The organism is Thermodesulfovibrio sp. Kuro-1 (assembly GCF_006538445.1).
Taxonomy (GTDB): Bacteria; Nitrospirota; Thermodesulfovibrionia; order Thermodesulfovibrionales; family Thermodesulfovibrionaceae; genus Thermodesulfovibrio; species Thermodesulfovibrio yellowstonii.
Genome location: NZ_BJKS01000001.1, coordinates 38,684 through 64,131, shown reverse-complemented (window position 1 = coordinate 64,131; position 25,448 = coordinate 38,684). Strand labels below are relative to the sequence as shown.

The window sequence follows — 25,448 nt, the reverse complement described above, 5'->3', positions numbered from 1 at the left end:
TAAGAAAGGGGAGGGGATACCCTCCCCAAAAAATTTTTTAGGAGAATAGAAAATGAAGCTGGATGGGATAGAAAAAGAAATTATAATGATAAATCCTTACAGACAGGCTAAGTCAGATATTATATACCCACAGTCCCTCCAGAAAGAAAGTTCAAGTAATTTGAACAATCAGAAAAATCTGTTACAAGAGAATTCAGATAATTTTGGAAAAATAACAATGTCCCAAGAAGAACTTAACAGAATAATGGATGAGATAAAACACAAATTTAGCATGCTTGAAAAATATCTTAAAATAGACATTGATGCAGAGCTAAAAATGCCTATTTCAAAGATTATTGATATGAGAACAGAAGAAGTAATTCGTCAGATTCCTCCAGAATGGCTTGTTGATATTTTAAAAAGAATGGAAGAATTAAAGGGTGTTTTTTATTATGAGGAGGTTTGACAATGGCTGATCTTTATGTGTCAGGACTTACAGGAGCATTAGATACAGAGACCATAATAAGCAATCTTTTAAAGATAAAACAACAGCCTTTAACGCAACTTACACAGCAAAAAGCTTTAACACAGGCAAAAGTTTCAAGCCTGACTAATCTTTACAGTGCTCTTAATGGAATGCAGAGCTTTTTTACTAATCTTAATATAAGCAGTATTTTCTCAACAAAGAAAGCAACTTCATCAAATATATCAGTTCTTACAGCAACAGCAACTTCTAATACACCAAATCTTACAATGAGCCTTACTGTTAATAAACTTGCTCAGACAGAAATGAGAGCAAGTACAGATGGGATGTCATCCCTTACAGATACATTTACATCCTCTGGAACAATAACACTTAAATACTGGAAAGACAATTCAAACTTTGTTACTTACGATGTAAATTACTCAGCAGGGCAGACTCTCCAAGACCTTGTAAACAGTATAAATTCAGCACAGAATGATATTAAAGCATCAATTTACTATACAGGTACAAGTTATCGCCTGCTTTTAACAGAATCAGATGCTTCAAATTCAACCAAAGAGACTGATACAGCAAGTTCTTCCTATGTTATTGAAGCAAGCGGATTGCCCACAGAGCTTAATAGCCTTGAAACCCTTCAAAATGCTCAAAATGCTTCATTAACTATTGGTAGTTCAACCACGCCTGTTACATCTGCCTCAAATACTTTTAGCAATATCGTAACAGGACTTGATATAACTGTAAAGGATACAGGTTCTGCGACAGTGACCATAAGCGAGGATTACTCCCAGATAGACAGTACACTCAATAGCTTTGTATCAAACTATAATTCTATCATATCTCTGATAAACTCAATGACAGGCAAGGGAGCACAGTTTCAGGGTGATAGTACAATTACTACGATTAAGACAGGTATGGTAAGAATGCTTAATCCATTAATTAATGCAGGATTAATTAACTATTCTGATACAGACGGAACAATCTCTATAAACAGTGATACATTGAGTTCACTTAAATCATCAAATCCTGAAAAATTGAATGAAATATTGACAACCTTAAAAGACTCTTTTACTAATCAACTCAATGGTTGGACAGGTGCTATAAATACCTATAAAAAAATTGGCGAGAACCAAATTACAAATATTAATAATAAGATAACAAATCTTCAGGAATATCTTACCAAATATGAAGAACAACTTCGTAAAGAATATGCTCAGCTTGAATCATTTATAAATGAGATGAACCAAATCAGTTCAAGGCTTGAAGATTTTATGACTTCACTTTCAAAAATGACATCAGGAGGTAAATAGAAATGACCTATGTAGATTCCTATCTGCAGAGCAAAGTTATGGGCGCAGATGGAGTTGAGTTGATAACAATGCTCTATGACAGGGCAATTGTTTCTCTCAATATTGCTAAAGATTCAATAATGAAAGGACTTGATGACCCAGAACTTGTTAAGAAAAAAGCTGTAGAACTAAGCAGAGCAACTGATATTTTATATTATCTGAATGATATCCTTGATAAACAAAGAGGTGGACAGATTGCAGAAAATCTAAGCCTCATATATACAACTCTTGCAGGTGAGCTCGTAAAGGCGAATCTTTTTAACGATACGGAAATTATTTCAAAATCTATAGAAATTCTGAATAACATTAAATCAGCATGGGAAGATGTAAGAAATCAGTTAAAGGAAAAACAGAATGAACCAAAGAGAACCTTTGCAGGAGCAGTCTAAGATAAGGAGCCTGCTCATACAAGCAGAACTTGCTCTTAAAGAAAATCGCTTTGAGGAAGCCCTTGCTATGTTGTCAGGGATAAGCGTTGAAGATATGTCAACTCTTAATCTTGAAGAATTACAGGCAATAGGTGCTCTTCTTAATTACCTTAGAGAACTTGCTGAGGAAAAAAAGAACAATCTTGCAGAGCAGTTAAAGGTTATTCAAGTGGGGAAAAATTATTTGGGATAACTTTGAGAGATTCCTACTGTCTGTATCCTAAGTTCTGTCACAGGAACGTCTTGAAATAATCTCCCATGTTTCTTCATCAATATCCTCAAGATATTCAGACACTTTGAATTCTGCTCCGCATTCACTACAGCAGAGCACAACTCTACTTCAATAAAAAAATATTAAAACTGTGTTTTTGCAATATTTACATTTTGCATTTTTCAGAATTTTTTTTCGCATAATTTTAAATTCTATAGAATAGCAAAAAAAACTGTCAATTTTAGAAATTTTCCAGAAAGGTTGTTCACTTTCTTTCTGTCATTCAGGGGGCGTGATGTGCCGAGGAATTTCTCTTGCTGTTTCAGAAAAAAAGGAGGAGATTCCTCACTTCGTTCGGAATGATAGATAAAAGGCTCGGATGACAGTCCTATTCTGTCACCCCGAGCGTTAGCGAGGGGTCTCCTCTTTTAATCAGAAGAGATTCCTCGGCTGCTTGCATAGTCTCGGAATGACAGGATATGACCACTCCGTTTGTAATGACAGAAAAGAAACGGCTATCGGAATGACAGGGGAAAAGGCTTGGAATGGCAATCGGGAAAATCTATGAAAGTTTAAATCATTTATTGAAAAAAACAATTTTACATATTGGCGATATCTAAGTAAAATATTCAAAAAATTCTGGAGGAGGGTATGGAGGGTTTTAAAAATTTTCTTGCCACGCGAGGAGGTATTATTTTTGTTGGTTTAGTTATTGGAGTTCTTGCTCCTGTGCTTCAGAATCTTGGAAATCCACCTAATATGGGTATATGTGTTGCCTGTATGGAAAGGGATATTGCTGGCTCATTGGGACTTCACAGAGCAGCAGTTGTTCAGTATATGAGACCTGAAATACTCGGGTTTGTGCTCGGAGCATTTTTGTCTGCATTGGCATTTAAGGAATATAGACCTCGCGGAGGCTCTGCACCATTTATAAGATTCATTTTAGGTGTTTTTGCAATGATAGGTGCGTTAGTGTTTTTGGGCTGTCCATGGAGAACTCTCCTTAGGCTTGCTGGTGGAGACGGAAATGCAATCTTTGGTTTGCTCGGTCTTATTTTTGGTATATGGGTTGGAACAAGATTTTTAAAGGCTGGTTACTCTCTGGGAAGAACTCAAACAGCTCCGTCAAAGGCAGCAGGGCTTGCCTTTCCTCTTTTGATGCTCGGATTTCTTATTCTTCTATTTATTGATCCTCAACCAGAAGGAGAAGGAAGGGGAATGTTACTTTTTTATAGTTTAAAAGGACCAGGGGCTCAGCATGCACCTTTATTTATATCACTTGTTGTGGGTTTATTAATAGGTGTTCTTGCTCAAAGGAGCAGATTTTGCACTATGGGAGCTTTCAGAGACCTTTTACTTTTCAAACAAGGGCATTTATTTTCAGGTGTGGCAGCATTTTTTATAGCAGCATTGATAACAAATCTAATACTTGGTCAATTTCATCCAGGATTTGAGAAACAACCAATTGCTCATACAATGCAGTTCTGGAATTTTCTGGGTATGACACTTGCGGGTTTAGCATTCACTCTGGCGGGTGGTTGTCCTGGTAGACAGCTTTTTATGTCTGGAGAAGGTGATGCAGATGCTGCTGTTTTTGCATCTGGTATGATTGTCGGTGCAGGAATTGCTCATAACTTTGGTCTTGCGAGCTCACCAGCTGGTATAGGTCCAAATGGGGCAGTGGCAACAATAATAGGGTTAATAGTCTGTGTAATTATTGGATTAACAATGAGAAGGAGGTAAAAATGGCTGAAATTGTTGACGCAAGAGGACTTTCATGTCCTGAGCCTGTGCTTTTAACTCTTGAAACAATAAAAAAACTTGGTAAGGGTGAGATAGAGATTCTTGTTGATACCGATACTTCAAGAGAAAATGTATCCCGTGCAGCTCAATCAATGGGCTGGCAAATCGTTGAAGTTCAACAGGAAGAGGCATGGTATAAGGTTAAAATAAGCAAAGATTAAAAAGAAACAATTTATAATGACAAATATTCAGGTGGTATTAGATGAAATTTTTTAAAAAATTGTTCAGAAATAATAAAAAAAATTCTTTTAACAGAGGAATTCTTATTTTTGAAAATACCTCTGAGGTAATAAGAGCAGAAAACATTCTTAAAAAGCATGGATATGAGATTAAAGTTGTTGGACCACCTCCACATGTAAGAAAAGGCTGTGACCTTGCAATAGATTTTCCAATCGTTGAGACCGTAGGAATTTTAAAGCTTCTTAAAAATTACGAATTGTCACCGATTGATTATATGCCTTTAAACGATGGTAATTTAAAGCCTGTTGACCTTTTTCATATAAAAGATTTTGGAAGATTTATAATGGTCAGGGCAGCTAATATGAAAATAACTGTTCATAAAGGCAGCTTGACAATTGTTAATGTTTCAGGTGGGGGTTGCCCGGATGTTCCTTATTTAGCTGCCATGTTAGTTGGTAAAAATATTTATGAAGTTCCAGAGCCCAATGAAATTGGGCATACTTTATGTGGATATGCTCTTCAGTTAGCCTATGATAAAATAAAAGAATTATGCTTGCAATCATAGGAACTGTGCCAGAGGAAGATTTTCCCATTACTTTCGGAAAAGCCAAGTTAGAAAACGATTTTTTATTTATTGATAGCAAAAGAGTCCCAGTCCAAAGAGGAACACCAGCTCTTGTTGCTTCTGCATGTAAAATCTTTGAAGTTTTAAAAAAAGATTATCCCTATGTATATCTCGCAGGAGACATCGGAAAAGGAACAGGCAGTAAGAAGCTTTATGAATATTTTATCAAGGATATAAGACAAAGAGAATTTCAAACACTTACCTTTCACTATCTTATGCCTGATGCTGACTGGTGTAATAAAATTTTGCTTGTTATTGAGGAATTGCATAAACATCCTTTTTTAATTGCTGATGCAGGTTTTATGTATGCAGCAAAGATGAGCGGAAACGCTAAATATTTTAACCTTTTTACACCAGACACTGGAGAGCTTGCTTTTCTGGCTGATGAAGAAGCACCTCATCCTTTTTATACAAGAGGTTTTCTTCTCCAAGATGAAAGCAGAGTTGAAGAACTTATTAGGCGAGCTTATGAGTATGAAAATGCGCCAGAATATCTTCTTGTTAAAGGGAAAACAGATTACATCGTAAAAAAAGGGGAAGTTGTAGATATGGTATCAGAGCCTGTTATAGAAGCACTTGAGCCTATTGGAGGCACAGGAGACAGCATAACAGGTATTGTATCTGCTTTAATTGATTCTGGCTACGAGATACAGACAGCATGCGTATTTGCTTCAAAAATTAACAGAATTGCTGGTAAACTTGCCAACCCAGACCCTTCAACTCAGATCTCAGACATTATAAAATTAATTCCCCAAGCAGCACTTAATATAATTTAAACAATGTTTTCTAAATTATTTTATATATGACCTTACTCTTTCAATTGCTTCTGCTGCCTGAGAATCGCCAAGCTGATATAGTTTTTCGTATAGTTTTAATGCTTCTTTATATTCTTTTTTCTTTTCTTTTAAAAGGGCAAGATTATAAAGTGCAATTTTATTTTCAGGAGAGACAGAAAGAACTTTTCTAAAACATTCTTCTGCCTTTAATAGATTTCCCATTTTAGCATGAATTACTCCATAATTAAGGAGCACTGCTAAGCTATCAGGGGCTTGCTGTAAAGCTATCTCAGCATAATGAGACGCTTCTGTGAGATTACCAATTAAAAGATAAAGCGTTGCAATTTTGTTTAAAATTTTAGGTTCTTGTTTGCCTGTGACTTTAAGATATTCTTTATACTCAGAGATTGCCTCACTATAATTCCCTTTTGTTTCCAAATCTTGAGCTCTGTAAAGATAATCTGCTGCCCGGACTGTTTCTGTATTAAACTGTTCCAATGGAATTTCAGCAGGTTTATTTGCTTTTTTTTCTGAAGCAGTTTGTTTTAATGATTTTTCTTGAGTTGAAGTTTCATGTTTTTCTATAGGGTTTTTTACATTTTTGGTAGGTGGTTCGGTAAGCTTTGTTTTAGTAGTTTGCTCAGGAATCTCTGGTTCTCCAGATTTTACCTGTGTTGAGGTTTGTTGCATCTCAGCTTGAACAGGTTCTGTTTGCTGAGTTTTTTCAATCTGTGCCATTGAATTTTGCTGGACAGGTTTATTAGATTTTTTAAATTCTGGTATTAGGTAATAGTTATAAACAAAAACAGCAACAAAGCCTATAGCAACAATTAATGCTGAAGCCCCCATTAAAAGGAGGGTTTTTTTTGAACTCTTTTCTGTTCTTATGGTTGCTATAAGACCTGGCGGTATATCCTTTTTAGTTTTGGATAACATTTATCTCCTCTATCCTCCTAATTTTATTAGAGACTGTTCAAAAACTTGCAATTTACTGAAACTCAATAAATTACAAGTTCTATAATTTTTCAATTACCTCCGTCTGTCGTCCTTCTTCTTGTCATTCCGAGGAGAATAAGCGACGAGGAATCTCCTTGCCTCCTAAGGAGGAGACCCCTCGCTTACGCTCGGGGTGACAGAATAAGACTGTCATTCCGAGCCGAGCGAAACGAGCCCTGAACTGTAGGCGAAGGATCTGCGAAGAATCTGACCCTTTCGTGTCAAATTCCTCAGGGCATCGGACACCTCAGATGACCCTTAATAATTAAATAGCCTTCTATTAATTAGCAGTGCAACTACTACCTGAACATGATACATTAACAATACAATTTCCGTTAGAGTCAAGACTCTGTATTGTGCCTTGTAATAAAATAGTATCCCAGCACCAGGAATTTCTGTATATCGTTAATATACTTCCTCCGCTTAGACCTCCCAAATAACTACTTCCCCCATTTTCTAAATTTATACATGTTCCTGAATCAATTCTAAAAGATTTTTCATTTCCTTGATTGGAAATACTGAGAGAATATGAGGCACAGCCACCACCTCCGCCACCACCGCCGCCTCCTCCACTGCCACCCCCACAATCTGAGTCATTTACAGTTATAGAAAAAGCTTTATAAGTAGGTTGTCCGCAGTTATCATCCAGTTTAACAACAAAATTTGATATATAAGAGGAGTCACAACCTGTAGAAGGATTGCTAATTGAACCAGAAATTATTCCATTTGTTGAAAGATTTAATCCACTTGGTAGACTTCCACTATATAAACTCCATATATAGTTACTTCGCCCTCCTGAACCTGAAAGTGAAACATTATAGGTAGTCCCCATATATCCTGTTGGTAAATTTTCTGTTATTATCTTTAAAGGCTTTGGTTTAACAGGTATTGTGCCTGTATAGGTTTGAGATTGTGAACCAGCTGAATCATTTACTGTGGCATTTATGGTTAGAGAAGAAGAACAATCTGTAAGTTCTCCTGTATTTGGAGGTTGATTATTAACATTTATAGTTCCTGAGATTAATCCTGATTGTGAAATGGTTAATCCGTTACCAACTGAACCTGTCCATGTATATGGGGGTTTTCCTCCAATTGCCTGCAATGAATAGGAATAAAAGGAATCTTCCTGTCCTTCAGGTAATACAGTAGGTGAGACAATTGTTAGAGGCTGTGGGCATCCTCTTAATGCTCTTATTTCATCAAGGGAAACATAAGCTACAATATCATCATAATTATATTGAGGATTAGTTAAGGTATAACTACATGGAGGATTATACGGCATACCCTGTTCTCTCACATAAAAAGGAGAAGAAGTTCCTGTGCAACTACCATTTCCATCTTCGCCTGTGCTATAGATTATAAAAGCAATATTAGATTTTGTGAGATATACTGAACAATTTGTGTTTGTGCATTCATTTATTTGAATAGAAGTTGTATTTTTACCACATATATCACCAGAAACTATTTCAGAAGCTTTAAAATACTGAATATCCCTTGCCCATGCATCAAGTTTTCTTGCTCCTGCTTCTTCAAGAGTTGAAGGCAGATAACCATTCTTCACAACATAACCTAACACTGCTTCTTTTGCCTGTTTTACAGCCTCTCTTGTTTCTGTTACTTTTGCTCTTTTTGTAAGTGGACCTATAAGGCTTGCCCCAAGCCCGATAAGTAAACCAATTACTATGAGAACAATAGCAAGTTCAATAAGAGTAAATCCCTGATTTTTTATACGAGGTAACATAAATTTTTATATAATAAAAAAGTCCTTTTTTTCAAGCATTTTCAAATTTTTATAAGACATCATTTTGTGGTAATTACGACCCTTTCTTTGTCTTCCAATGCTTTTTTGTCATTCCAAACGGAGCTTCTTTTTTTCATTCCGATGAGCGCTCTTATTCTGTCATCCCGAGCCGAAGGCGAGGAATCTCTTCCGATTAAAAGGAGGAGACCCTTCGCTTAAGCTCAGGGTGACAGTATGGGCATTCAGGGTGACAGAGAGTTGTCATTCTGAACGGAGCGAAGCGGAGTGAGGAATCTCATCTTTTTTCTCCAAAGGAATAGAGAAATTCCTCCCACCAATTGAGGGTGTTCGGAATGAAAGAGAGAGGAGGAGACCTTTCAGTTCAGATTCTTCCAGGCATCAGTCTAATCAGAATGAGAGTTATTAAGTGAACAACCTCATAAAGATTTAGCATGTAAAAAATTGTTATAATATGCCTATGCTTCAATCTATAAAGTGGGAAAATAATACTGTTTATATACTTGACCAGAGATTGCTGCCAGATAAAGTTGAATATTTGAAATGTACTCACTATGAACAGATAGCAGGAGCAATTGAAAATCTATCAATAAGAGGCGCACCTGCAATAGGAATTGCGGCAGCATGGGCAGTGGCAGTTGCTTCAATGAGTTTAAATGCATCATCTTCTGAGGAGCTTTTTTCAGATTTAAATCCTGTTTTCCAGAGACTTATCAATACAAGACCTACGGCTATAAATATAAAATGGGCTATTGATAGAATGCAAAATTTAATTAAAAATAATCTTTCTCTCCCTGTTTCAGAACTTAAAGATATGATACTGAATGAAGCAATAAGAATCCACAATGAAGATATACAGGTAAATAAACGAATAGGTGAATATGCTTTAGCATTTTTTAAAGAAGGATGCACTGTTATAACTTATTGTAATGCTGGAGCATTAGCAACAGGAGGTTATGGAACAGCCACTGCACCAATGTATCTTGCAAAAGAAAAAGGAATAAAGTTCAAAGTCATTGCCTGCGAAACAAGACCTGTTTTACAGGGTGCTCGTATTACAGCTTTTGAACTTATGAAAGCAGGTATAGATGTTACACTTATATGTGACAATACTGCTGGAGCACTGCTTAGAAAGGGAATGATTGATTTTGCAATTGTTGGGACAGACAGAACTGTAAGAAATGGAGATGTAGCAAATAAGATTGGAACATATTCTCTTTCTGTTCTTTGCAAAGAAAACAATGTTCCTTTTTATGTTGCAGCACCTACTTCAAGCATTGATTTAAGCATTCCTTCAGGAGATATGATTCCTATTGAAGAAAGAAGCTTTGAAGAAGTTACCACAATCAAAGGCGTTAAAATTGCTCCTGAAGGAATTAAAGTGATAAACTTTGCCTTTGATGTAACACCCGCAAAGTATGTAACAGCAATAATTACAGAAAAAGGTATTTTTAAACCTTCAGAGATAAAGCACTTGAGGCTCAGACAGTGAATTTTCAGGATATATTCAAAACATATGAAGCTGAATTAAGAGAGGTAGAAAAAGAACTTATAAATATATTCAAATCAGATGCAACACTTATACCAACAATCGGAGCATATATTATAAATTCAGGTGGGAAAAGGCTTCGCCCCTTATTTTTACTCATCAGTGCAGACCTTGCTGGTTACAGGGAATATAAAAGAGTTATCATGGCTGCGGTAATTGAGGCACTTCATACAGCAAGTCTTTTACATGATGATGTTGTTGATGAAGCAGAACTAAGAAGAGGTCAGGTTTCTGCAAACAGAATATGGGGGAATCAGGTTACAGTTTTGCTTGGTGATTATCTATATGCAAAGGCACTGCATGTTTCTGTTGCACAGGAAAGTCTTCAGATAATGGAGGCTCTTTCTTGGGCAACATCTCAGATGGCTGAAGGAGAGATTCTTCAGTTGATGAAAGCAGGAGATCCGACAATAACTTTTAATGAATACATAAAAATTATAACAGGGAAAACAGCAGGTTTAATTAGAGCTGCTTGCAGGATAGCAGGAATTCTGGCAAAGCTATCAGAAGAAAAAATACAGGCTTTAACAGATTTTGGACATAATATTGGAGTTGCCTTCCAGATGATAGATGATATTCTTGACTATGTTGCAGATGAATCCGAGCTTGGTAAAAAACTTGGCAAAGATTTAATGGAAGGGAAAATCACTCTTCCACTAATTGAACTGATTAAAAAAACTCAGGGAAAAGAAGAAATCATTAATACAATAAAATCTGATGGCTTTTCAGAAGAAAATCTTTTGAAAATTTTAAACTATTTAAGACAATACAATTGTATTGAATCATCCATGGAAATAGTGAAAAACTATGTAGATAAAGCAAAAAAAGCACTTGAAATATTTCCAGATTCAGATGCCAGACAAAGACTTTTTAGAATCGCAGATTATATTCTTCTAAGGAGTAAATAGTGGCACTTGTTTTGGTGACAAATGATGATGGTTTTTTCTCAAAAGGAATTCAATATCTGGCAGAAGCTTTAAAAGAACTCGGTGAAGTTTATATTGTTGCACCAGACAGAGACCGCTCTGCAGTAAGTCATGCTTTAACTATGCATAGACCTTTGCGTGTAGATTTGATAAGAGAAAATTGTTACAGTGTTAATGGCACTCCAACAGATTGCGTTGTTGTAGGAGTTAAAAAGCTTTTACCCCGTGAGCCTGATTTGATTGTATCTGGCATAAATAAGGGTGCAAATCTCGGCGAAGACATTACATATTCTGGAACTGTTTCAGCAGCAATTGAAGGAACAATTCTTGGTGTACCATCTTTTGCAATTTCCCTTGTTGGAGAAAGACCTTTCAGATATGAAACAGCAAGTTATTATGCAATTAAAATTGCTAAATTTATTCTTGAAAAAGGACTCCCCCCAGATACACTTTTAAATGTTAATCTGCCCAATAAACCTTTACAGGAGATCAAAGGAATAAAAATAACAAAACAGGGGAAAAGGTCCTACGAAAACTCAATCCATGAAATTTTCTCCCCTTGGGGAGAGAAACAATACTGGATTGGAGGAGGAGTTGTATCATGGCAAAAAATGGAGGGAACAGATATTCAGGCAATAATGGAAAACTGCGCATCAGTAACTCCCCTTCATATTGATTTGACAAACTATCAGGCATTAGACTATTTAAGAAAACATGGTATTGAAGAATAAATATGATATTGTTATTGTTGGTGCAGGACCCGCAGGTATATTTACAGCCTTAGAGATAGTTCAGAGTTCATCCCTAACAGTTTTAATCATTGAAAAAGGAAAAGACATTGAAAAAAGAGTCTGCCCAATGGAACACCATAAAAGATGTCTCAACTGCTCTGTGTGTGATATTTTAAGTGGCTGGGGAGGAGCGGGTGCTTTCAGCGATGGAAAACTAAATTTATCTCCGCAAATAGGCGGTTTTTTAGATAAATATGTAAATAGAGACAAACTTATTGAGCTTATTGATTATGTTGATAAAATTTATCTTAGATATGGTGCTCCAGATAAAGTTTACGAACCTGACTATAAAATGGTTGAAAAAATAAAAGCTCAGGCTGCAAAAAATGGACTTTTATTTATTCCGTCAAAGATAAGACATATTGGCACAGAAAGATGTGCACAGGTGCTTAAAACATTAAAAGATGACTTGTCAAAAAAAATTGATGTACTTTTTGATGTTTCAGTAGAAAAAATTATTGTAAACAGAGGCAAAGTTTCAGGAGTTGAACTAAATGATAGAAGAAAAATTTATGGAAAATATATTGTTATTGCACCTGGAAGAGCTGGAAGTAGCTGGCTAAGTAAAGAAGCGAAAAGACTTAAATTAACTACAGAACTCAATCCTGTTGATATAGGTGTCAGAGTTGAAGTTCCTGCAATAGTTTGTGAGGAGCTTACCAGAGTTTGCTATGAACCAAAGTTTATTTATTATTCAAAAACCTTTGATGATACAGTAAGGACTTTCTGCGTAAATCCTTATGGAGAAGTGGTAAGAGAAAATATAAATGGGATATGGACTGTAAATGGGCACAGTTATTACGATCACAAAACAAATAACACAAATTTTGCGATTCTTTCAAGTACATACTTTACAGAACCATTCCGTGAACCAATTCTTTATGGACAGAGCATTGCAAAACTTGCGAATTATCTCGGTCAGGGAGTTTTAATACAGAGACTCGGAGACCTTAAAAAAGGCAGAAGGTCAACTGAAGAAAGAATTATAAGAAATCCTATTCAGCCAACCCTTAAGGATGTAACTCCAGGAGATTTAAGCTTTGTTTTACCTTATCGTTATCTTGTTAACATTGTTGAAATGCTTGAAACTCTTGACAGTGTAATGCCTGGGATTAATTCTAATCATACCCTTTTGTATGGAGTTGAGGTTAAGCTTTACAGTATGAGACTTAAGCTTACCAAAAATCTGGAGACAGAAATAGAAAACCTTTTTGCAGCAGGAGATGGAGCAGGAGTAAGTAGGGGCTTGATTCAAGCTTCTGTATCTGGTATTCTTGTAGCAAGAGAGATATTAAAACGGGAGTTAAGATGATAGATAAATATAAAAAACTAAGAGAATGGATGGTTGATACTCAGATTGTTGAAAGAGGTATAAGGGATGAAAGAGTGATTAAAGTGATGAAGAAAATCCCGAGACATCTTTTTGTCCCTGAAAACATTATGGATGATGCTTATGATGATAGAGCTCTTCCAATTGGCTATGGACAGACAATTTCTCAACCCTATATTGTTGCTCTGATGACAGAACTTCTTGAACTTAAAGGCGATGAAAAGGTTCTTGAAATAGGGACAGGCTCAGGATATCAGGCTGCAATTCTTGCCGAACTTGCAAAAGAAGTTCACACAATAGAGAGGGTAGAGCCTCTTGCAAAGGAAGCAGAGAAAAAATTTGAAAAACTTAGTATTAAAAACATAAAAGTTTATGTCAGAGATGGTACAGAAGGGATACCAGAGGAAGCTCCCTTTGATAGAATAATAATAACAGCAGCAACTCCTGATATACCCGAACCATTGATTGAGCAGCTTAAAGAAGGTGGGATTATTGTTGCTCCTGTTGGAGAAAGATACTCTCAGTATATGCTCAAAGCAATTAAGAAAGGTAAAGAACTTGAAAGACATTACCTTATTCCTGTAGCCTTTGTTCCATTAATTGGTAAATATGGATGGAAAGAGGAGTGACTACTCAATACCGAATTCTTTAATTTTATAGTAAAGAGTTCTCAGAGAAATTCCCAGAAGTTGAGAAGCCTGTTTCTTGTTTCCTCCTGTTTTTTTCAATGCCTCTATTATTGCCTTTTTTTCTATGCTTTTTAGGTTTTCATTTTCAGTAAAATTTTCTTCAATTTTTACTTCTATCTCCTCTGAGTTAGACATAATGATGCTTCTTTCTAAGATATTTTCAAGCTCTCTAATATTCCCTGGAAATTGATAATTTATTATTGTTTCTATGGAGTCTTTGCTAAGTTTTTTAACTGGCTTTCCAAGTTTAGCAGAAATTCTCTCTATCAAGTATTCTGCAATTCTAACTATATGATGCCTTCTTTCACGTAATGGAGGAATAGTGATTGGGAAAACATTGAGTCTGAAGTATAAATCCTCTCTGAATTTACCCTCTCTGACCATCTGTTTTAAATCTTTATTGGTAGCAGTTATAAATCTTGCATTTGTTTTAATAACTTCAAGTCCGCCAAGACGCTCAAAGCTTTTGTCCTGTAAAACTTTTAAAAATTTTGTCTGAACATTGGCAGTAAGCTCTCCAATTTCATCAAGAAAAAGGGTTCCATTATGAGCAAGCTCTATTTTACCTGGTTTCTGTTTTATCGCTCCTGAAAAGGCACCTTTTTCATATCCAAAAAGTTCGCTTTCTATTAAGCTTTCCGGAATTGAAGCACAGTTTATCTCAACAAAAGCACCTTTTTTAGCACTCATAATATGAATTGCCTTAGCAATTGCTGATTTTCCTGTGCCTGTTTCTCCATAAAGTATTAAGGTTGTATCAGTTTTTGCGACTTCCTTGATTGCTTTGTAAACATCTTCAATCCCTGCAAATAGGATTTCATATGGAGGTAGGTCAGGATGTTCAGTATAGTATGGCGTAGCTTTTTTAGTTAAAAATTTTTTCACACGTTCTAACAAATCTTCTGGTGAAGGAAGAGGTTTTGTAATGTAATCTATAGCCCCTTTCTTAATTGCTTCAACTGCGGATGGAATACTTCCAAAAGCTGTAATTACTATAAACTCAGTGTGAGGAAGAATTTCCTTTGCTTTTTCAATAAACTTTATCCCATCCATTTTAGGCATTTTCAAATCTGTGATTATAAGAATGGGGGAAAAATTTAGTATGTTTTTTAAAGCAGTTTCAGGGTCATGAAATACTGCTACATCGTAACCTTCTTCTTCAAGAATAGTCCTTAAGAAAGAAGCAAAAGAAGTATCATCTTCAACTATGGCTACTCGGAGATGATTAAGCATGTTTTTGTTCCCTGCCCCTTTTTGCTTTTTATCTGTAAATCAATCTTTAAAACTTCGCAAAGTCTCTCTACTATTGCAAGACCAAGCCCTGTTCCCTTTGGTTTTGTTGTAAAGAATGGCTCTAATGCCCTCTTCAATGTTTGTTCATCCATCCCGATTCCGCTGTCTTCAATCTCAATTTTTATTTTACCATTGGTTTTATATGCCCTGATAGTAATTATTTTGTCCTTTGTATCTGTCAATGCATCAACGGAATTTTGAATAATATTGCTAAGAATCTGTTTCATTTTATCAATGTCTGTTTTAAAATAAATGTTGTCTGTCTGCTGTATAAATTTTATTTCTTCATGCTGATTTATAAAGGGCAAGATAACTTCATGAATAATCTCCTTGAGATTAACTTCTTTTAGATTGACATTTTCTGGGTTAGCATATATTGAAAGTTCATTTGTCAACCTCTCAAGTCGCATACTTTCTTTAATGATGATATCTAAGTATTCCTTTAAGGAAATATCTGGAATTTTTTTAAAAAGATACTGAGCAAAACCTTTTATGCTTCCAAGAGGATTTCTTATCTCATGAGCTAAAACTTTTGAAAGAAGTGAAAGATTTTCAAGTTCTCTCATTTTAATTTGCATTTTTTCAATCTTCTTAAATATGAATATTGTGGTTATGCCTGCAAAAATTACAATAAATGCGGACAAGAATATAAAAATAAGATGTATTTTTGAGGCTCTCAAAAGGGTTTCTGCTGGATAAAGATGAAGGGCAACTCTTAATATGTATTGATTCTTATTTATATTGATTTTTGTATCAGATAAAAAAACTTCTTCTCCTGTACCAAGTATAACTTTGTGATAGTATGGACTTTCTTTATTGAATAAATCCTCTATTCCATTAATCTTGCTTCCAATAAGATTGGGATTTGAATGAAGAACAATTTTCCCTTTTTTATCATAAAGGGAAAGAAAAGCTACACCCTGCCATCTTTCGTCAAGAAGTATTTGAGACATTATTAGGCTTCCTTCAATCTGTAATTTTTCCATACTTAAATTCTGTATTAAGCTATTTAGAGTTATAGTTATCCCCAATGCCTGCATCTTAAGTGCTTCTTCTGTGGCTTTATGTGCATTTTTATATAGAAGATATCCGCTTATAATAAGGCTTGCGGAGGAAAGCAGAACAATAATTAAAATCAATGCTTTTACAGTAAAACGCCTGATCTTGATAGTTCCACCTCTTTATAAATCTCTTGAGGATTTTCAATATATTTGGGAGAAATGTGAAGTATTACAAGCTCTTCAACCTTTGCTTCTCTGGCAATTGTTCCTGCAACTGCTGCTGTTAGATGATTTCTTTCAAGTGCTCTGTCTTTGTCTTTATTAAGGAAATATGCTTCACAGAAAAGGATATCAGAGCCTTTTACAAATTCAACTATTTTTTCAATATTTTCTTCTGTAGGAGAGACATCCATGACATAGGAAATTTTCTCACCCTTTGTAATTTTTAAAAGAGAAAAAAGTTCTTCAATTTTAAACTTTCCCTTTGGAGTTTCTACTATGATATTTGAAGATTTATTTTTGGGTTCAAGCATTTTTATTGGTTCATATTCATAATTCTGTTTTATTAATTTTTTTAACTCTCCAAGCCATGGTCCTATCTGAAATCCTGAATTTTGAAGTTCTACTTTGTTGATATTTATATGAAAATCTTCTTCTATGGAATAGGCAATAACAGGTATGCCATGAGAAAGCTCAATTGCTTTAACTTTAAACAAAGGCTCTTGAACTATTATATTATCTTTTATTGACAAATCTTTTAGTTTTTCAATTTTAAAACTATTTGAAGCTACAAATTTTGCTCTTTTAAGCCTATTTTCTGTAATAGCATAGGCTTCAATCTGAAGGGGATAATCAGCAACAAGATTCCATGTATATCCTTTAAGCTTTCCATGAACGCATTCAATGAGGTTTTTAGGTCCAAAAACTCTAAGAGGTTCCTGTCTTCTTAAAACAGCTCGTATAACTTGGTCAAATCCTATGAAGTGGTCAATATGAGTATGGGTAACGAAGATATCACTTACTTTAAGAATTTCATTAAATGGAATTTTTCTTATATCTCCTACATCAAACAGGAAGGCTCTTCTTTCTCTAAGAAGTCGCAAAAAAACACAAGGGTCTCCAAAGGCATTGTTTATAACTCTATAATGAAAAAGTCTTGCCACAATGGTATAATTATACAAAATTAACTATAGATTTTATTAATTTGGAGGACAACATGTCAGAACTGAGAAGAGATCCTATATCTGGAAGATGGGTTATTATTGCAGTTGAAAGAGGTAAAAGACCTTCTGATTTTGCATCCGTAAGTCAAAAAAGAAAAATTAAAGGATTCTGTCCTTTTTGTCCAGGTAATGAATATACAGCACCACAGGAAATAATTGCTTTCAGACCACCAAATACAGCTCCAAATACACCTGGCTGGACATTAAGGGTGGTTCCGAATAAATTTCCTGCATTGCAGATTCATGGAGAACTTAACAAAAGAGGTGAAGGGATTTATGATAAGATGAACGGTATCGGTGCTCATGAGGTAATTATAGAAACACCTGACCATCTTTTGTCTCTTTCTACAATGTCACTTAAAGCAGTTGAAGATGTTTTATGGGCTTACTATTTTAGAATTACAGACCTTAAAAAAGATGTTCGTTTTAAATATGTTCTTGTTTTTAAAAATGAAGGTGAAGCAGCAGGTGCATCAATTGAACATACTCATAGCCAGTTAATTGCTTTACCAATTATTCCTCATATTGTAAAAGATGAAATGAATTCAGCTAAAAGATATTTTGAATTAAGAGACAGATGTATATTCTGTGACATAATAGCGCAGGAACTTGAGTTTGAAAAAAGAATAATTTATCAAAATGATGCTTATATTGTTTTAGCACCATTTGCACCAAGAGAACCATTTGAAACATGGATATTACCCAAAAGACACGAATCCCGTTTTGAACCAAGAGAAAAAAGCTTTAGCCTTCTTGCAGAAACCCTTCAGACAACTCTTAAAAAGCTGGATGCAGTTCTTGAAACTCCTCCATATAACTATGTAATTCACACTTCTCCCTTTCAGGATGAGATAAATGAATACTATCACTGGCATATTGAGATAATTCCAAAACTTACAAAGACAGCAGGATTTGAATGGGGTTCAGGATTTTTTATAAATCCAACTCCGCCCGAAGAAGCTGCTAAGTTTATGCGGGAGGCTAAAATATGAAATTAGCTCTTGTTTCTGCAGAAGCCTATCCTTTTTCAAAAACAGGAGGACTTGGTGATGTAGTGGGTTCACTCTTTAAAGAGTTTATTAAAGCAGGTATTGATGTTACCCTTTTTCTTCCATTTTATAAAATAACAAGAGATAATTTTTCCAATTCCGTAGTAAATGCTGAAATAGTTTATGGCGCTCCTATCGGTTTAAACACTCTTTTTGGTGCTGTAAGAGTTGCAAAGGTTTCTGTTGACTCTGATGATAATTTAATTATTGAGCCTTCCAAAAAAGGAAACTTATTTTTTATTGAACATAATAATTTTTTTGATAGAAACGAACTTTATGGAACAAACCATGGTGAGTATCTTGATAATGCTGAAAGATTTGTATTTTTTTCAAGAGCAGTTCTTGAAATATGCAAAATTATGAATTTAAATTTTGATGTTATTCATTGCCATGACTGGCATACAGCTTTAATTCCTCTTTATTTAAAAACGCTTTACAGAGAATGTTCATGCTTTGAAAAAACAAAAACCGTCCTTACAGTTCATAATCTTGGATATCAGGGGATATTCCCTCGCGAGAAACTTGAACTGACAGGTTTTGGACAGGAGATGTTTCATATAGACGGACTTGAATTTTATGGGATGGTAAATTTTCTTAAAGGGGGTCTTTTCAATGCAGATATTATTACTACTGTAAGTCCTACCTATGCAAAGGAAATATTAACTCCAGATTATGGAGCAGGACTTGATGGAGTCTTGCGGAAAAGAAAAGAAAATCTTGTAGGTATAATAAATGGCATTGATTATAAAATATGGAATCCTGAAGAAGACCCGTTTATTGCTAAAAAGTATGGTTTACAAAACATCAATGATAAACAGAAAAATAAAGAAGATTTGATAGCCCTTGCAGGGATAAACTCTTCTTTACAAGATCCCATCATTGCATTTATAGGGCGAATGGTTTATCAAAAGGGCATAGATATAGTTGTTGATGCAATGCCGAATTTAATTAAAAATGGAATAAGTTTTATATTTGAAGGAACTGGAGAGAGTTATTATGAGCACAAAATTAGAGAACTTCAAAACAGTTATCCTTCAAAGGTATTTGCATTTATTGGATTTGATGAAGCTTTAGCTCATAAAATATATGCAGGTGCAGATAGCTTACTTGTTCCATCAAGATATGAGCCATGTGGTTTGAGCCAACTTATTGCCATGCGATATGGAACTATTCCTATATGCAGAAAAACAGGTGGTCTTTCAGACACAGTTGAAGACAAGGTAACAGGTTTTCTTTTTAGTGAATACAGTAGTAGTGCTTTAACTCATGCAATTTCTCGTTTTATTGAAATATATAACAATAAACAGAAATTTTTGGAGATGATTCGTGAAGCTATGAAAAGAGATTTTTCCTGGAGTAATTCCAGCAAAAAATATATTGAACTATACAGAGGACTGATAGGTGAAAGAGAAAGAAAGACAGGCACTATTTGAATTATTAAAACTCCTTGAGATATATGAAGATATTGATATTCTGCTTGAAAGACTTATCTATTATGTTTGTGAATTAATGAATGCTCAGGGAGGGATTATAAGACTTATCAAAAACGGATATTTACATATTACTGCCACCTATAACATTAGCTCAGACAAAACTATCCTGAAATCTGATGAAGGAATATGTGGCGAAGTTTTAAAAGAAGGTAAAGTAAAAACATTTAATAAAGCTCAACTTGAAGGAAAACAACTTGACATTCCTGCTTATTCAGCAATATGTATCCCATTAAAGATAAAAGAAGAAAATATTGGAACAATTGCTGTTTACAATAAAATGCAAAAATATTTTTCTGATGACACAGCTACAAAGAATTTAACTGTTTCTGAAAAAAATTTTGGTGAATTTGATGAAGAAGACGTAGCAATTGGAGAACTTTTTTCAGCAATTGCCTCTCTAATCATTCTTAAATCTTTAAAATTTAATGAGTTAAGAGAAAGAGAAATTCACACTATGAAAGTAATGGCTCAAATTGAGGAACTCAAAAGTTATCTTGAGAGCCTTATTCAGAGTTCTGCTGATGCTATTATAGCTACTGATATGGATAATATTGTAACAGCGTGGAATAAAGGTGCAGAGAATATTTTTGGTTATACAAATGAAGAAGTTATTGAAAAACCTCTGCCTATTATCCCTGATTTTTTACGAGAAATGGAAAAAATATATTTTGAAAGGATTAAGAATGATGAAATCTTAAAAGACATAGAAACAATAATGGTAACCAAAGAGGGCAAACTCGTAGAGGTAAGCCTTACTATGTCGCCTATAAAAAGCTCAAATGGAGAAATAATAGGTGTCAGCCGAATAATAAGAGATATTACAGAAAAGAAAAGACTTGAAAGAGACTTAATAAGAAGAAATGAAGAACTTACAAAAATTCTTTTTATAAGCTCTGCTGTAAGAAGCACCTTAGACCTCAATAAACTTTTAAGAATGATACTTACAGTAATTACAATGGGTGAAGGACTCGGCTTTAACAGGGCAGTTCTTTTTCTTGTAGATGAGGAAAATAATGTTTTAAAAGGAGTTATGGCTGTAGGTCCTTCAAGTTACGAAGAAGCATGGCAGATATGGTCAAGTATGGCAAGGGAAAAGAAAACTCTCTTTGAAGTTCTTGATGAATTGAATAAAAGAGAGTTTGAACAAGATAGTTTCCTTGAAAGACTTTGCAGGAATATTTCAATTCCTTTGAGTGACAACACGCCAATTGTGAGAGCTGTAAAAGAAGGGAAAATTTTTAATATCAAAGATGTTCACAAAGAAGAAGCAGACCCAGTGATAATTCAGCAACTTGGAAGTTTTGCTTATGCTGTAATCCCGCTTTTTTCAAAGGACAAAGCAATAGGAGCGGTCTGGGTTGACAATTTGTATACAAGAAAACCGATTACTGAACAGGATATCCATTTTTTAAAGGGATTTGCTGACCAAGTAGCAGGTGCAATAGAGAATGCTTGGATATTTGACAAAATAGAAAAGGCAGAAAAAGAGCTTGAAATGCTTTTCAATTCAATAACAGACCTAATTTATTACACTGACGAAAATTATACAATCAAAAAAGTAAATCACTCATTTCTAAATGCAATTGGACTAAAGGAAAATGAAGTAGTTGGCAAGAAATGTTTTAAACTCATTCACAGAACTAATTCCCCATTACAGGAGTGTCCACATAGAAAAGCCATTGAAACAGGCAGACCTCAGGTTGGAGAACTTGAAGAAAATTATCTTGAAGGGGTTTATCTCATATCAAGCTCTCCAATATTTGATAAAAACAATAATGTTATAGGAACCATCAATGTAGCAAAAAATATAACAGAACTCAGAAACTTAAAAGAAAAAATCATATCAATGGAGAAAATGGCAGCTCTTGGAGAAATGGCAGCAAAGGTTGCTCATGAGATAAGAAATCCTTTGCTTGCAATTGGTGGTTTTGCAAAAAGACTTGATAAAGACTTGAAAGAGGAAAAGTCTAAGGAGTATATAAAAGTCATAATTGAGGAAGTAAAAAGACTTGAAAGAATTTTAAATGAAATTTTAAGCTTTGTAAAACCTTATCCAATCGGCAAGGAATCATTTAAAATTAAGGGGCTTGTGGATAACGTGATTAATTTTGTTGAGTCCACCTTAAAAGAGAATAATAACGAATTTAAAGTCATAGTTAAAGAAGATTTTTCAGTGCCTGGTAATTATGATAAATTGAAAGAAGTGCTTTTGAACTTGATTTCTAATGCAAATGAAGCAACAAAAGATGGATTAATAACACTAAAAATAGAAAAAGCAGATAAACTACCAGTAGAAATACCCGATATCCAAAAAGAGTATCTTTTAATTGAAGTTGAAGATACAGGATGCGGAATACAGAAAGAAAATCTGAAAAGAATTTTTGACCCATTTTTTACAACAAAAATTAGTGGAACAGGATTAGGGCTTGCTATCTCAAAAAGAATTGTTGAGGAGCATGGTGGTATAATCAAAGTAGAAAGCGAAATTAATAAAGGAACAATATTCAGAGTTTATTTGCCATTACATAAAGAAGGAGGAGAGAATGAAGATTTTGGTGGTTGATGATGAAAAAAACATATTGATGCTTTATAAAGCTGAGCTTGAAGATGAAGGATATGAAGTTATTACAGCAAACTCAGGCAAAGAAGCTATTGAACTTTTTGAAACTCAGAATCCAGATATAGTAACACTTGATATAATGATGCCAGACATTGATGGAATTCAAGTTCTAAGACAGTTAAAGCAGAAAAATCCTAATATTCCTGTAATAATGCTTACTGCTTATGATTACAGAGATGATTTTTCCATATGGGCATCAGATGCCTATGTTGTTAAATCATCTGATTTGACTCCTTTGAAGGAGACGATTAAAGAAATTGCAGAAAAATTTGGAATAAAATGAAACATCTTGTATTATCTTTGATTTTTATTTTAATATTTCCATTTATGGGATTCTCTGAGATTAAGGAAGAAGTCTTAAACAATGGTCTGAAGGTGATATATATTGAAGACCATTCATCGCCTGTTGCAACTTTTCAGGTATGGTATAAAGTTGGAGCTATAGATGAGCCAGAAGGCAAATCAGGGATAAGTCATCTTCTTGAACATTTAATGTTCAGGGGAAGTAAAAATTACCCAGGCAATGTTTTCTCAAAAATAGTTCAATCACAGGGTGGAATTGATAATGCCTTTACAACAAAGGATTATACTGTTTATTTTCAAAAACTTTCTCCTTCAAAGCTTCAAACATCAATTGACCTTGAATCTGACAGAATGGCAAATTTGCTATTTAATCTTGAAGATTTTGAACTTGAAAAAAAGATTGTTCTTGAAGAACGCAGACAGCGATATGAAGATGATCCTGAAAGTCTTATAATTGAAGAAGTTCTTGGAATAGCCTTCAAACAACATCCATATCGCAAGCCTGTGATTGGCTGGAGCGAGGACATTCAAACTATTACTCTTAATGACATAAAAAATTATTATCATAAGTATTACTGCCCTCATAATGCATTTATTATTGTTGCAGGAGATATAAAAGTAACCGAAGTCAGAGAAAAAATAAAAGAAAAATTTGAAAATATTTCTTCTTGTGATGTTCCTTCCAGAAAGATTCTTTATGAACCAAAGCAATACGGAGAAAAGAGAGTTATCCTGAAAAGACAAACTCATCTGCCAATGCTTGTAATGGCTTATAAGGTTCCTGCTTATCCTAATAGAGATAGTCTTTATCTTGAGGTTTTGAGCACAATACTTGGAGAAGGTAAAAGCTCAAGACTTTACAGAAAGCTTGTAAATGAAACTGCTTTAGCAGTTGATGTCTCAACAGGTAATTCAGCATTAAGCAGGGATGGATTTTTATTTTTTATTGTTGTATCAGTAAAAGACGTGGGTAAAATTAATGAAGTGGAAAAAATTGTAAAAGAAGAGATTGAAAAAATAAAAAACGAAGCTCCTTCTGACATAGAAATTGAAAAAGCAAGAAATCAGGTAGAGGCTTCTTTCCTTTTTAGTCAGGATTCTGTTTTTGGACATGCTCTTTATATAGGCAAATTTGAGATTCTTGGAAGTTGGAAAATGATTGACAGATACAGAGAAGATATAATGAAAGTGACAGCAGATGATGTTCAGAAAGTAGCTAAAAAATACTTTAATTTTGACAATTTAACAGTAGGAGAACTTCTACCAAAATGAACAGAGTGAATATTTTCTTTGCAGTTTTTTGTTTCATTGTTTTATTTTTTAATTCTATTGCAGGAGCTGAGAGGATGGATTTTAAAACATTTAAATTACAAAACGGAGCAAAAATTAAATATCTTTATCGTGATAATATTCCCATTGTCTATGTGTCTGTTTTAATTCCTGCTTCTCCTCTTGATGAAGCAAAACCTTCAATTGCTTATCTTACAGCTCGTTTGCTTACTCATGGAACAAAAACACGCACTGCAACGCAGATTGAAGATGAGATTGATTTTTTAGCAATATCAATTGATAAAAAAGTTACTCATGACTATACAATACTAACTCTGAGCACTACCAAGAGGCACTTAAAAGAAGCGTTAAATCTATTTTTTGATATTCTTATAAATCCTGTGTTCCCTGAGGAAGAAATAAAAAAAGAGGTTTCCAGAGTTGAAAAATCATTAAAACAGATGGAACAAGACCCTTCGTTCATAGCTCATAAAACTTTTCTTAAGGAACTTTTTGGGCAGCATCCTTATGGAAGAGCAGTTGAAGGCGAACCTGAGGGACTCAAAAATATAACAAGGCAGGATATATTGAATTTCTATAACAAATACTACAGTCCTAACAATATGATTTTTTCAGTTGTTGGATATATAGATGAAAATGAATTGAAAAATTTAATTGAAAATCCTATTACAATGTGGCATGGTAATACGATAACACGAAATATAAATCCTCCTTTATTTGTTAAAAGGAATGAGCCTTTAAAAATTTTTATAAAAAGAGATGATTTAACTCAATCAACCATAGTTCTTGGATTTGAAGGAATTTCAAGAAAGGATACTGATTTTTATGCCTTAAGTATAATGAACTACATTCTTGGCGGAGGAGGGCTTACATCAAGACTTGCAAAACAGGTTAGAGAGGAACGAGGGCTTGCTTATTCAATTTACAGTACATTTTATCCATATCTTTTCCCTGGAGCTTTTTATATAGAAGTAAAGACAAAAAATGAGAATACTCAGAATGTCATAAAATTGATTATGGAAGAACTAAAAAAAATGAAAGAAAAGGCAGTAACTTCTGAGGAAATGAAAGAGGCAAAAGCATTTCTTTCAGGAAGTTTTCCATTGAGAATTGATACGATGAAAAAAATAAGTGAATTTCTACCAGTTATAGATTTTTACGGACTTGGAGATGACTATATAAATAAATATTCGGAATATATTGAAAAAGTAACAATGGAAGATATTAAAAAGGTTGCCCGAAGAATTCTCAATACTGACTCATATATTGTTGTAGTTGTAGGAAAAGATTGAAATTTTACATTT

At 34.4% G+C, this 25,448-nt stretch carries 24 protein-coding genes; 19 read left to right on the top strand and 5 right to left on the bottom strand.

Annotated features, from left to right (window positions below):
- The first annotated feature begins 52 nt into the window (after positions 1-52).
- The 8 genes from FLY87_RS00310 to FLY87_RS00275 all read left to right on the top strand — a co-directional run bounded on the left by FLY87_RS00310 (position 53) and on the right by FLY87_RS00275 (position 5,832).
- On the top strand, positions 53-445 hold the full coding sequence (locus FLY87_RS00310; RefSeq protein ID WP_141266058.1) for a flagellar protein FlaG: 393 nt from the start codon (positions 53-55) through the stop codon (positions 443-445).
- Between the two features lie 2 nt (positions 446-447).
- Positions 448-1,770 (top strand): flagellar filament capping protein FliD, encoded by a 1,323-nt coding sequence (gene fliD / locus FLY87_RS00305; RefSeq protein WP_141266057.1) that lies wholly within the window; start codon positions 448-450, stop codon positions 1,768-1,770.
- 2 nt (positions 1,771-1,772) lie between these two features.
- Positions 1,773-2,198: a flagellar export chaperone FliS gene (gene fliS, locus FLY87_RS00300; protein WP_012546221.1), complete on the top strand. Its 426-nt coding sequence runs from the start codon at positions 1,773-1,775 to the stop codon at positions 2,196-2,198.
- A complete protein-coding gene (locus FLY87_RS10050; RefSeq protein ID WP_164924860.1) occupies positions 2,164-2,430 on the top strand; it encodes a hypothetical protein in 267 nt (88 codons plus the stop codon). Before fliS ends, FLY87_RS10050 begins: the two co-directional genes overlap by 35 nt.
- 669 nt (positions 2,431-3,099) lie before the next feature.
- On the top strand, positions 3,100-4,191 hold the full coding sequence (yedE, locus tag FLY87_RS00290; protein WP_141266056.1) for a YedE family putative selenium transporter: 1,092 nt from the start codon (positions 3,100-3,102) through the stop codon (positions 4,189-4,191).
- A 2-nt stretch (positions 4,192-4,193) separates the two neighbouring features.
- Positions 4,194-4,412: a sulfurtransferase TusA family protein gene (locus tag FLY87_RS00285; protein ID WP_028842838.1), complete on the top strand. Its 219-nt coding sequence runs from the start codon at positions 4,194-4,196 to the stop codon at positions 4,410-4,412.
- Between the two features lie 41 nt (positions 4,413-4,453).
- Positions 4,454-4,996 carry a DUF3343 domain-containing protein gene (locus FLY87_RS00280; protein ID WP_028842837.1) on the top strand — a complete coding sequence of 181 codons (543 nt, stop codon included), beginning with the start codon at positions 4,454-4,456 and terminating at the stop codon, positions 4,994-4,996.
- Positions 4,981-5,832, top strand: a complete 852-nt coding sequence (locus FLY87_RS00275; protein ID WP_012545741.1) for an NAD(P)H-hydrate dehydratase — start codon at positions 4,981-4,983, stop codon at positions 5,830-5,832. Before FLY87_RS00280 ends, FLY87_RS00275 begins: the two co-directional genes overlap by 16 nt.
- Positions 5,833-5,847: 15 nt before the next feature.
- Here the strand turns inward: FLY87_RS00275 and FLY87_RS00270 are convergent, their stop codons facing one another.
- A complete protein-coding gene (locus FLY87_RS00270) occupies positions 5,848-6,768 on the bottom strand; it encodes a tetratricopeptide repeat protein (protein WP_028842836.1) in 921 nt (306 codons plus the stop codon).
- A 340-nt stretch (positions 6,769-7,108) separates the two neighbouring features.
- Positions 7,109-8,569, bottom strand: a complete 1,461-nt coding sequence (locus FLY87_RS00265) for a putative Ig domain-containing protein (RefSeq protein ID WP_012546121.1) — start codon at positions 8,567-8,569, stop codon at positions 7,109-7,111.
- 472 nt (positions 8,570-9,041) lie between these two features.
- On the opposite strand from FLY87_RS00265, the gene mtnA reads away from it, so the two are divergent.
- The 5 genes from mtnA to FLY87_RS00240 are packed head-to-tail and all read left to right on the top strand — an operon-like array spanning position 9,042 to position 13,812.
- The gene (gene mtnA, locus FLY87_RS00260) at positions 9,042-10,079 is read left to right on the top strand and encodes an S-methyl-5-thioribose-1-phosphate isomerase (RefSeq protein ID WP_028842835.1); all 1,038 of its coding nucleotides are present in this window, start codon (positions 9,042-9,044) and stop codon (positions 10,077-10,079) included.
- Positions 10,076-11,044, top strand: coding sequence for a polyprenyl synthetase family protein (locus FLY87_RS00255; protein WP_012546623.1), 969 nt, complete (start codon positions 10,076-10,078; stop codon positions 11,042-11,044). Before mtnA ends, FLY87_RS00255 begins: the two co-directional genes overlap by 4 nt.
- Positions 11,044-11,793 carry a 5'/3'-nucleotidase SurE gene (surE, locus tag FLY87_RS00250; RefSeq protein WP_012545452.1) on the top strand — a complete coding sequence of 250 codons (750 nt, stop codon included), beginning with the start codon at positions 11,044-11,046 and terminating at the stop codon, positions 11,791-11,793. Before FLY87_RS00255 ends, surE begins: the two co-directional genes overlap by 1 nt.
- On the top strand, positions 11,777-13,165 hold the full coding sequence (locus FLY87_RS00245) for an NAD(P)/FAD-dependent oxidoreductase (RefSeq protein ID WP_181405952.1): 1,389 nt from the start codon (positions 11,777-11,779) through the stop codon (positions 13,163-13,165). Before surE ends, FLY87_RS00245 begins: the two co-directional genes overlap by 17 nt.
- On the top strand, positions 13,162-13,812 hold the full coding sequence (locus tag FLY87_RS00240) for a protein-L-isoaspartate(D-aspartate) O-methyltransferase (RefSeq protein WP_012545748.1): 651 nt from the start codon (positions 13,162-13,164) through the stop codon (positions 13,810-13,812). Before FLY87_RS00245 ends, FLY87_RS00240 begins: the two co-directional genes overlap by 4 nt.
- Here the strand turns inward: FLY87_RS00240 and FLY87_RS00235 are convergent, their stop codons facing one another.
- The 3 genes from FLY87_RS00235 to FLY87_RS00225 are packed head-to-tail and all read right to left on the bottom strand — an operon-like array spanning position 13,813 to position 17,329.
- Positions 13,813-15,105, bottom strand: coding sequence for a sigma-54 dependent transcriptional regulator (locus FLY87_RS00235; protein WP_141266055.1), 1,293 nt, complete (start codon positions 15,103-15,105; stop codon positions 13,813-13,815).
- On the bottom strand, positions 15,084-16,304 hold the full coding sequence (locus FLY87_RS00230; RefSeq protein ID WP_012546003.1) for a PAS domain-containing sensor histidine kinase: 1,221 nt from the start codon (positions 16,302-16,304) through the stop codon (positions 15,084-15,086). Before FLY87_RS00230 ends, FLY87_RS00235 begins: the two co-directional genes overlap by 22 nt.
- A 5-nt stretch (positions 16,305-16,309) precedes the next feature.
- Positions 16,310-17,329: a ribonuclease Z gene (locus FLY87_RS00225; protein WP_012546428.1), complete on the bottom strand. Its 1,020-nt coding sequence runs from the start codon at positions 17,327-17,329 to the stop codon at positions 16,310-16,312.
- 53 nt (positions 17,330-17,382) lie between these two features.
- Between FLY87_RS00225 and galT the strand changes: the two genes are divergently transcribed.
- Genes galT through FLY87_RS00195 form a run of 6 tightly spaced genes read left to right on the top strand, consistent with a single transcriptional unit; the run spans position 17,383 to position 25,436 of the window.
- Positions 17,383-18,381 (top strand): galactose-1-phosphate uridylyltransferase, encoded by a 999-nt coding sequence (gene galT, locus FLY87_RS00220; RefSeq protein ID WP_012546259.1) that lies wholly within the window; start codon positions 17,383-17,385, stop codon positions 18,379-18,381.
- Positions 18,378-19,871 (top strand): glycogen synthase GlgA, encoded by a 1,494-nt coding sequence (gene glgA / locus FLY87_RS00215; protein WP_012546609.1) that lies wholly within the window; start codon positions 18,378-18,380, stop codon positions 19,869-19,871. Before galT ends, glgA begins: the two co-directional genes overlap by 4 nt.
- The gene (locus FLY87_RS00210; RefSeq protein ID WP_141266054.1) at positions 19,840-22,494 is read left to right on the top strand and encodes a PAS domain S-box protein; all 2,655 of its coding nucleotides are present in this window, start codon (positions 19,840-19,842) and stop codon (positions 22,492-22,494) included. Before glgA ends, FLY87_RS00210 begins: the two co-directional genes overlap by 32 nt.
- Positions 22,475-22,834, top strand: coding sequence for a response regulator (locus FLY87_RS00205; protein ID WP_012546385.1), 360 nt, complete (start codon positions 22,475-22,477; stop codon positions 22,832-22,834). Before FLY87_RS00210 ends, FLY87_RS00205 begins: the two co-directional genes overlap by 20 nt.
- Positions 22,831-24,126, top strand: a complete 1,296-nt coding sequence (locus tag FLY87_RS00200; protein ID WP_012545053.1) for a pitrilysin family protein — start codon at positions 22,831-22,833, stop codon at positions 24,124-24,126. Before FLY87_RS00205 ends, FLY87_RS00200 begins: the two co-directional genes overlap by 4 nt.
- A complete protein-coding gene (locus tag FLY87_RS00195) occupies positions 24,123-25,436 on the top strand; it encodes a pitrilysin family protein (RefSeq protein WP_028842826.1) in 1,314 nt (437 codons plus the stop codon). The genes FLY87_RS00200 and FLY87_RS00195 overlap by 4 nt, the downstream gene beginning before the upstream one ends.
- Positions 25,437-25,448 lie beyond the last annotated feature (12 nt).

Excerpts from the sequence above, each read along its gene's own strand:
- FLY87_RS00310 (WP_141266058.1), top strand. The coding sequence starts at position 53 with ATGAAGCTGGATGGGATAGAAAAAGAAATTATAATGATAAATCCTTAC.
- fliD (WP_141266057.1), top strand. The coding sequence starts at position 448 with ATGGCTGATCTTTATGTGTCAGGACTTACAGGAGCATTAGATACAGAG.
- fliS (WP_012546221.1), top strand. The coding sequence starts at position 1,773 with ATGACCTATGTAGATTCCTATCTGCAGAGCAAAGTTATGGGCGCAGAT.
- FLY87_RS10050 (WP_164924860.1), top strand. The coding sequence starts at position 2,164 with ATGAACCAAAGAGAACCTTTGCAGGAGCAGTCTAAGATAAGGAGCCTG.
- yedE (WP_141266056.1), top strand. The coding sequence starts at position 3,100 with ATGGAGGGTTTTAAAAATTTTCTTGCCACGCGAGGAGGTATTATTTTT.
- FLY87_RS00285 (WP_028842838.1), top strand. The coding sequence starts at position 4,194 with ATGGCTGAAATTGTTGACGCAAGAGGACTTTCATGTCCTGAGCCTGTG.
- FLY87_RS00280 (WP_028842837.1), top strand. The coding sequence starts at position 4,454 with ATGAAATTTTTTAAAAAATTGTTCAGAAATAATAAAAAAAATTCTTTT.
- FLY87_RS00275 (WP_012545741.1), top strand. The coding sequence starts at position 4,981 with ATGCTTGCAATCATAGGAACTGTGCCAGAGGAAGATTTTCCCATTACT.
- FLY87_RS00270 (WP_028842836.1), bottom strand. The coding sequence starts at position 6,768 with ATGTTATCCAAAACTAAAAAGGATATACCGCCAGGTCTTATAGCAACC.
- FLY87_RS00265 (WP_012546121.1), bottom strand. The coding sequence starts at position 8,569 with ATGTTACCTCGTATAAAAAATCAGGGATTTACTCTTATTGAACTTGCT.
- mtnA (WP_028842835.1), top strand. The coding sequence starts at position 9,042 with ATGCCTATGCTTCAATCTATAAAGTGGGAAAATAATACTGTTTATATA.
- FLY87_RS00245 (WP_181405952.1), top strand. The coding sequence starts at position 11,777 with ATGGTATTGAAGAATAAATATGATATTGTTATTGTTGGTGCAGGACCC.
- FLY87_RS00240 (WP_012545748.1), top strand. The coding sequence starts at position 13,162 with ATGATAGATAAATATAAAAAACTAAGAGAATGGATGGTTGATACTCAG.
- FLY87_RS00235 (WP_141266055.1), bottom strand. The coding sequence starts at position 15,105 with ATGCTTAATCATCTCCGAGTAGCCATAGTTGAAGATGATACTTCTTTT.
- galT (WP_012546259.1), top strand. The coding sequence starts at position 17,383 with ATGTCAGAACTGAGAAGAGATCCTATATCTGGAAGATGGGTTATTATT.
- glgA (WP_012546609.1), top strand. The coding sequence starts at position 18,378 with ATGAAATTAGCTCTTGTTTCTGCAGAAGCCTATCCTTTTTCAAAAACA.
- FLY87_RS00205 (WP_012546385.1), top strand. The coding sequence starts at position 22,475 with ATGAAGATTTTGGTGGTTGATGATGAAAAAAACATATTGATGCTTTAT.
- FLY87_RS00200 (WP_012545053.1), top strand. The coding sequence starts at position 22,831 with ATGAAACATCTTGTATTATCTTTGATTTTTATTTTAATATTTCCATTT.
- FLY87_RS00195 (WP_028842826.1), top strand. The coding sequence starts at position 24,123 with ATGAACAGAGTGAATATTTTCTTTGCAGTTTTTTGTTTCATTGTTTTA.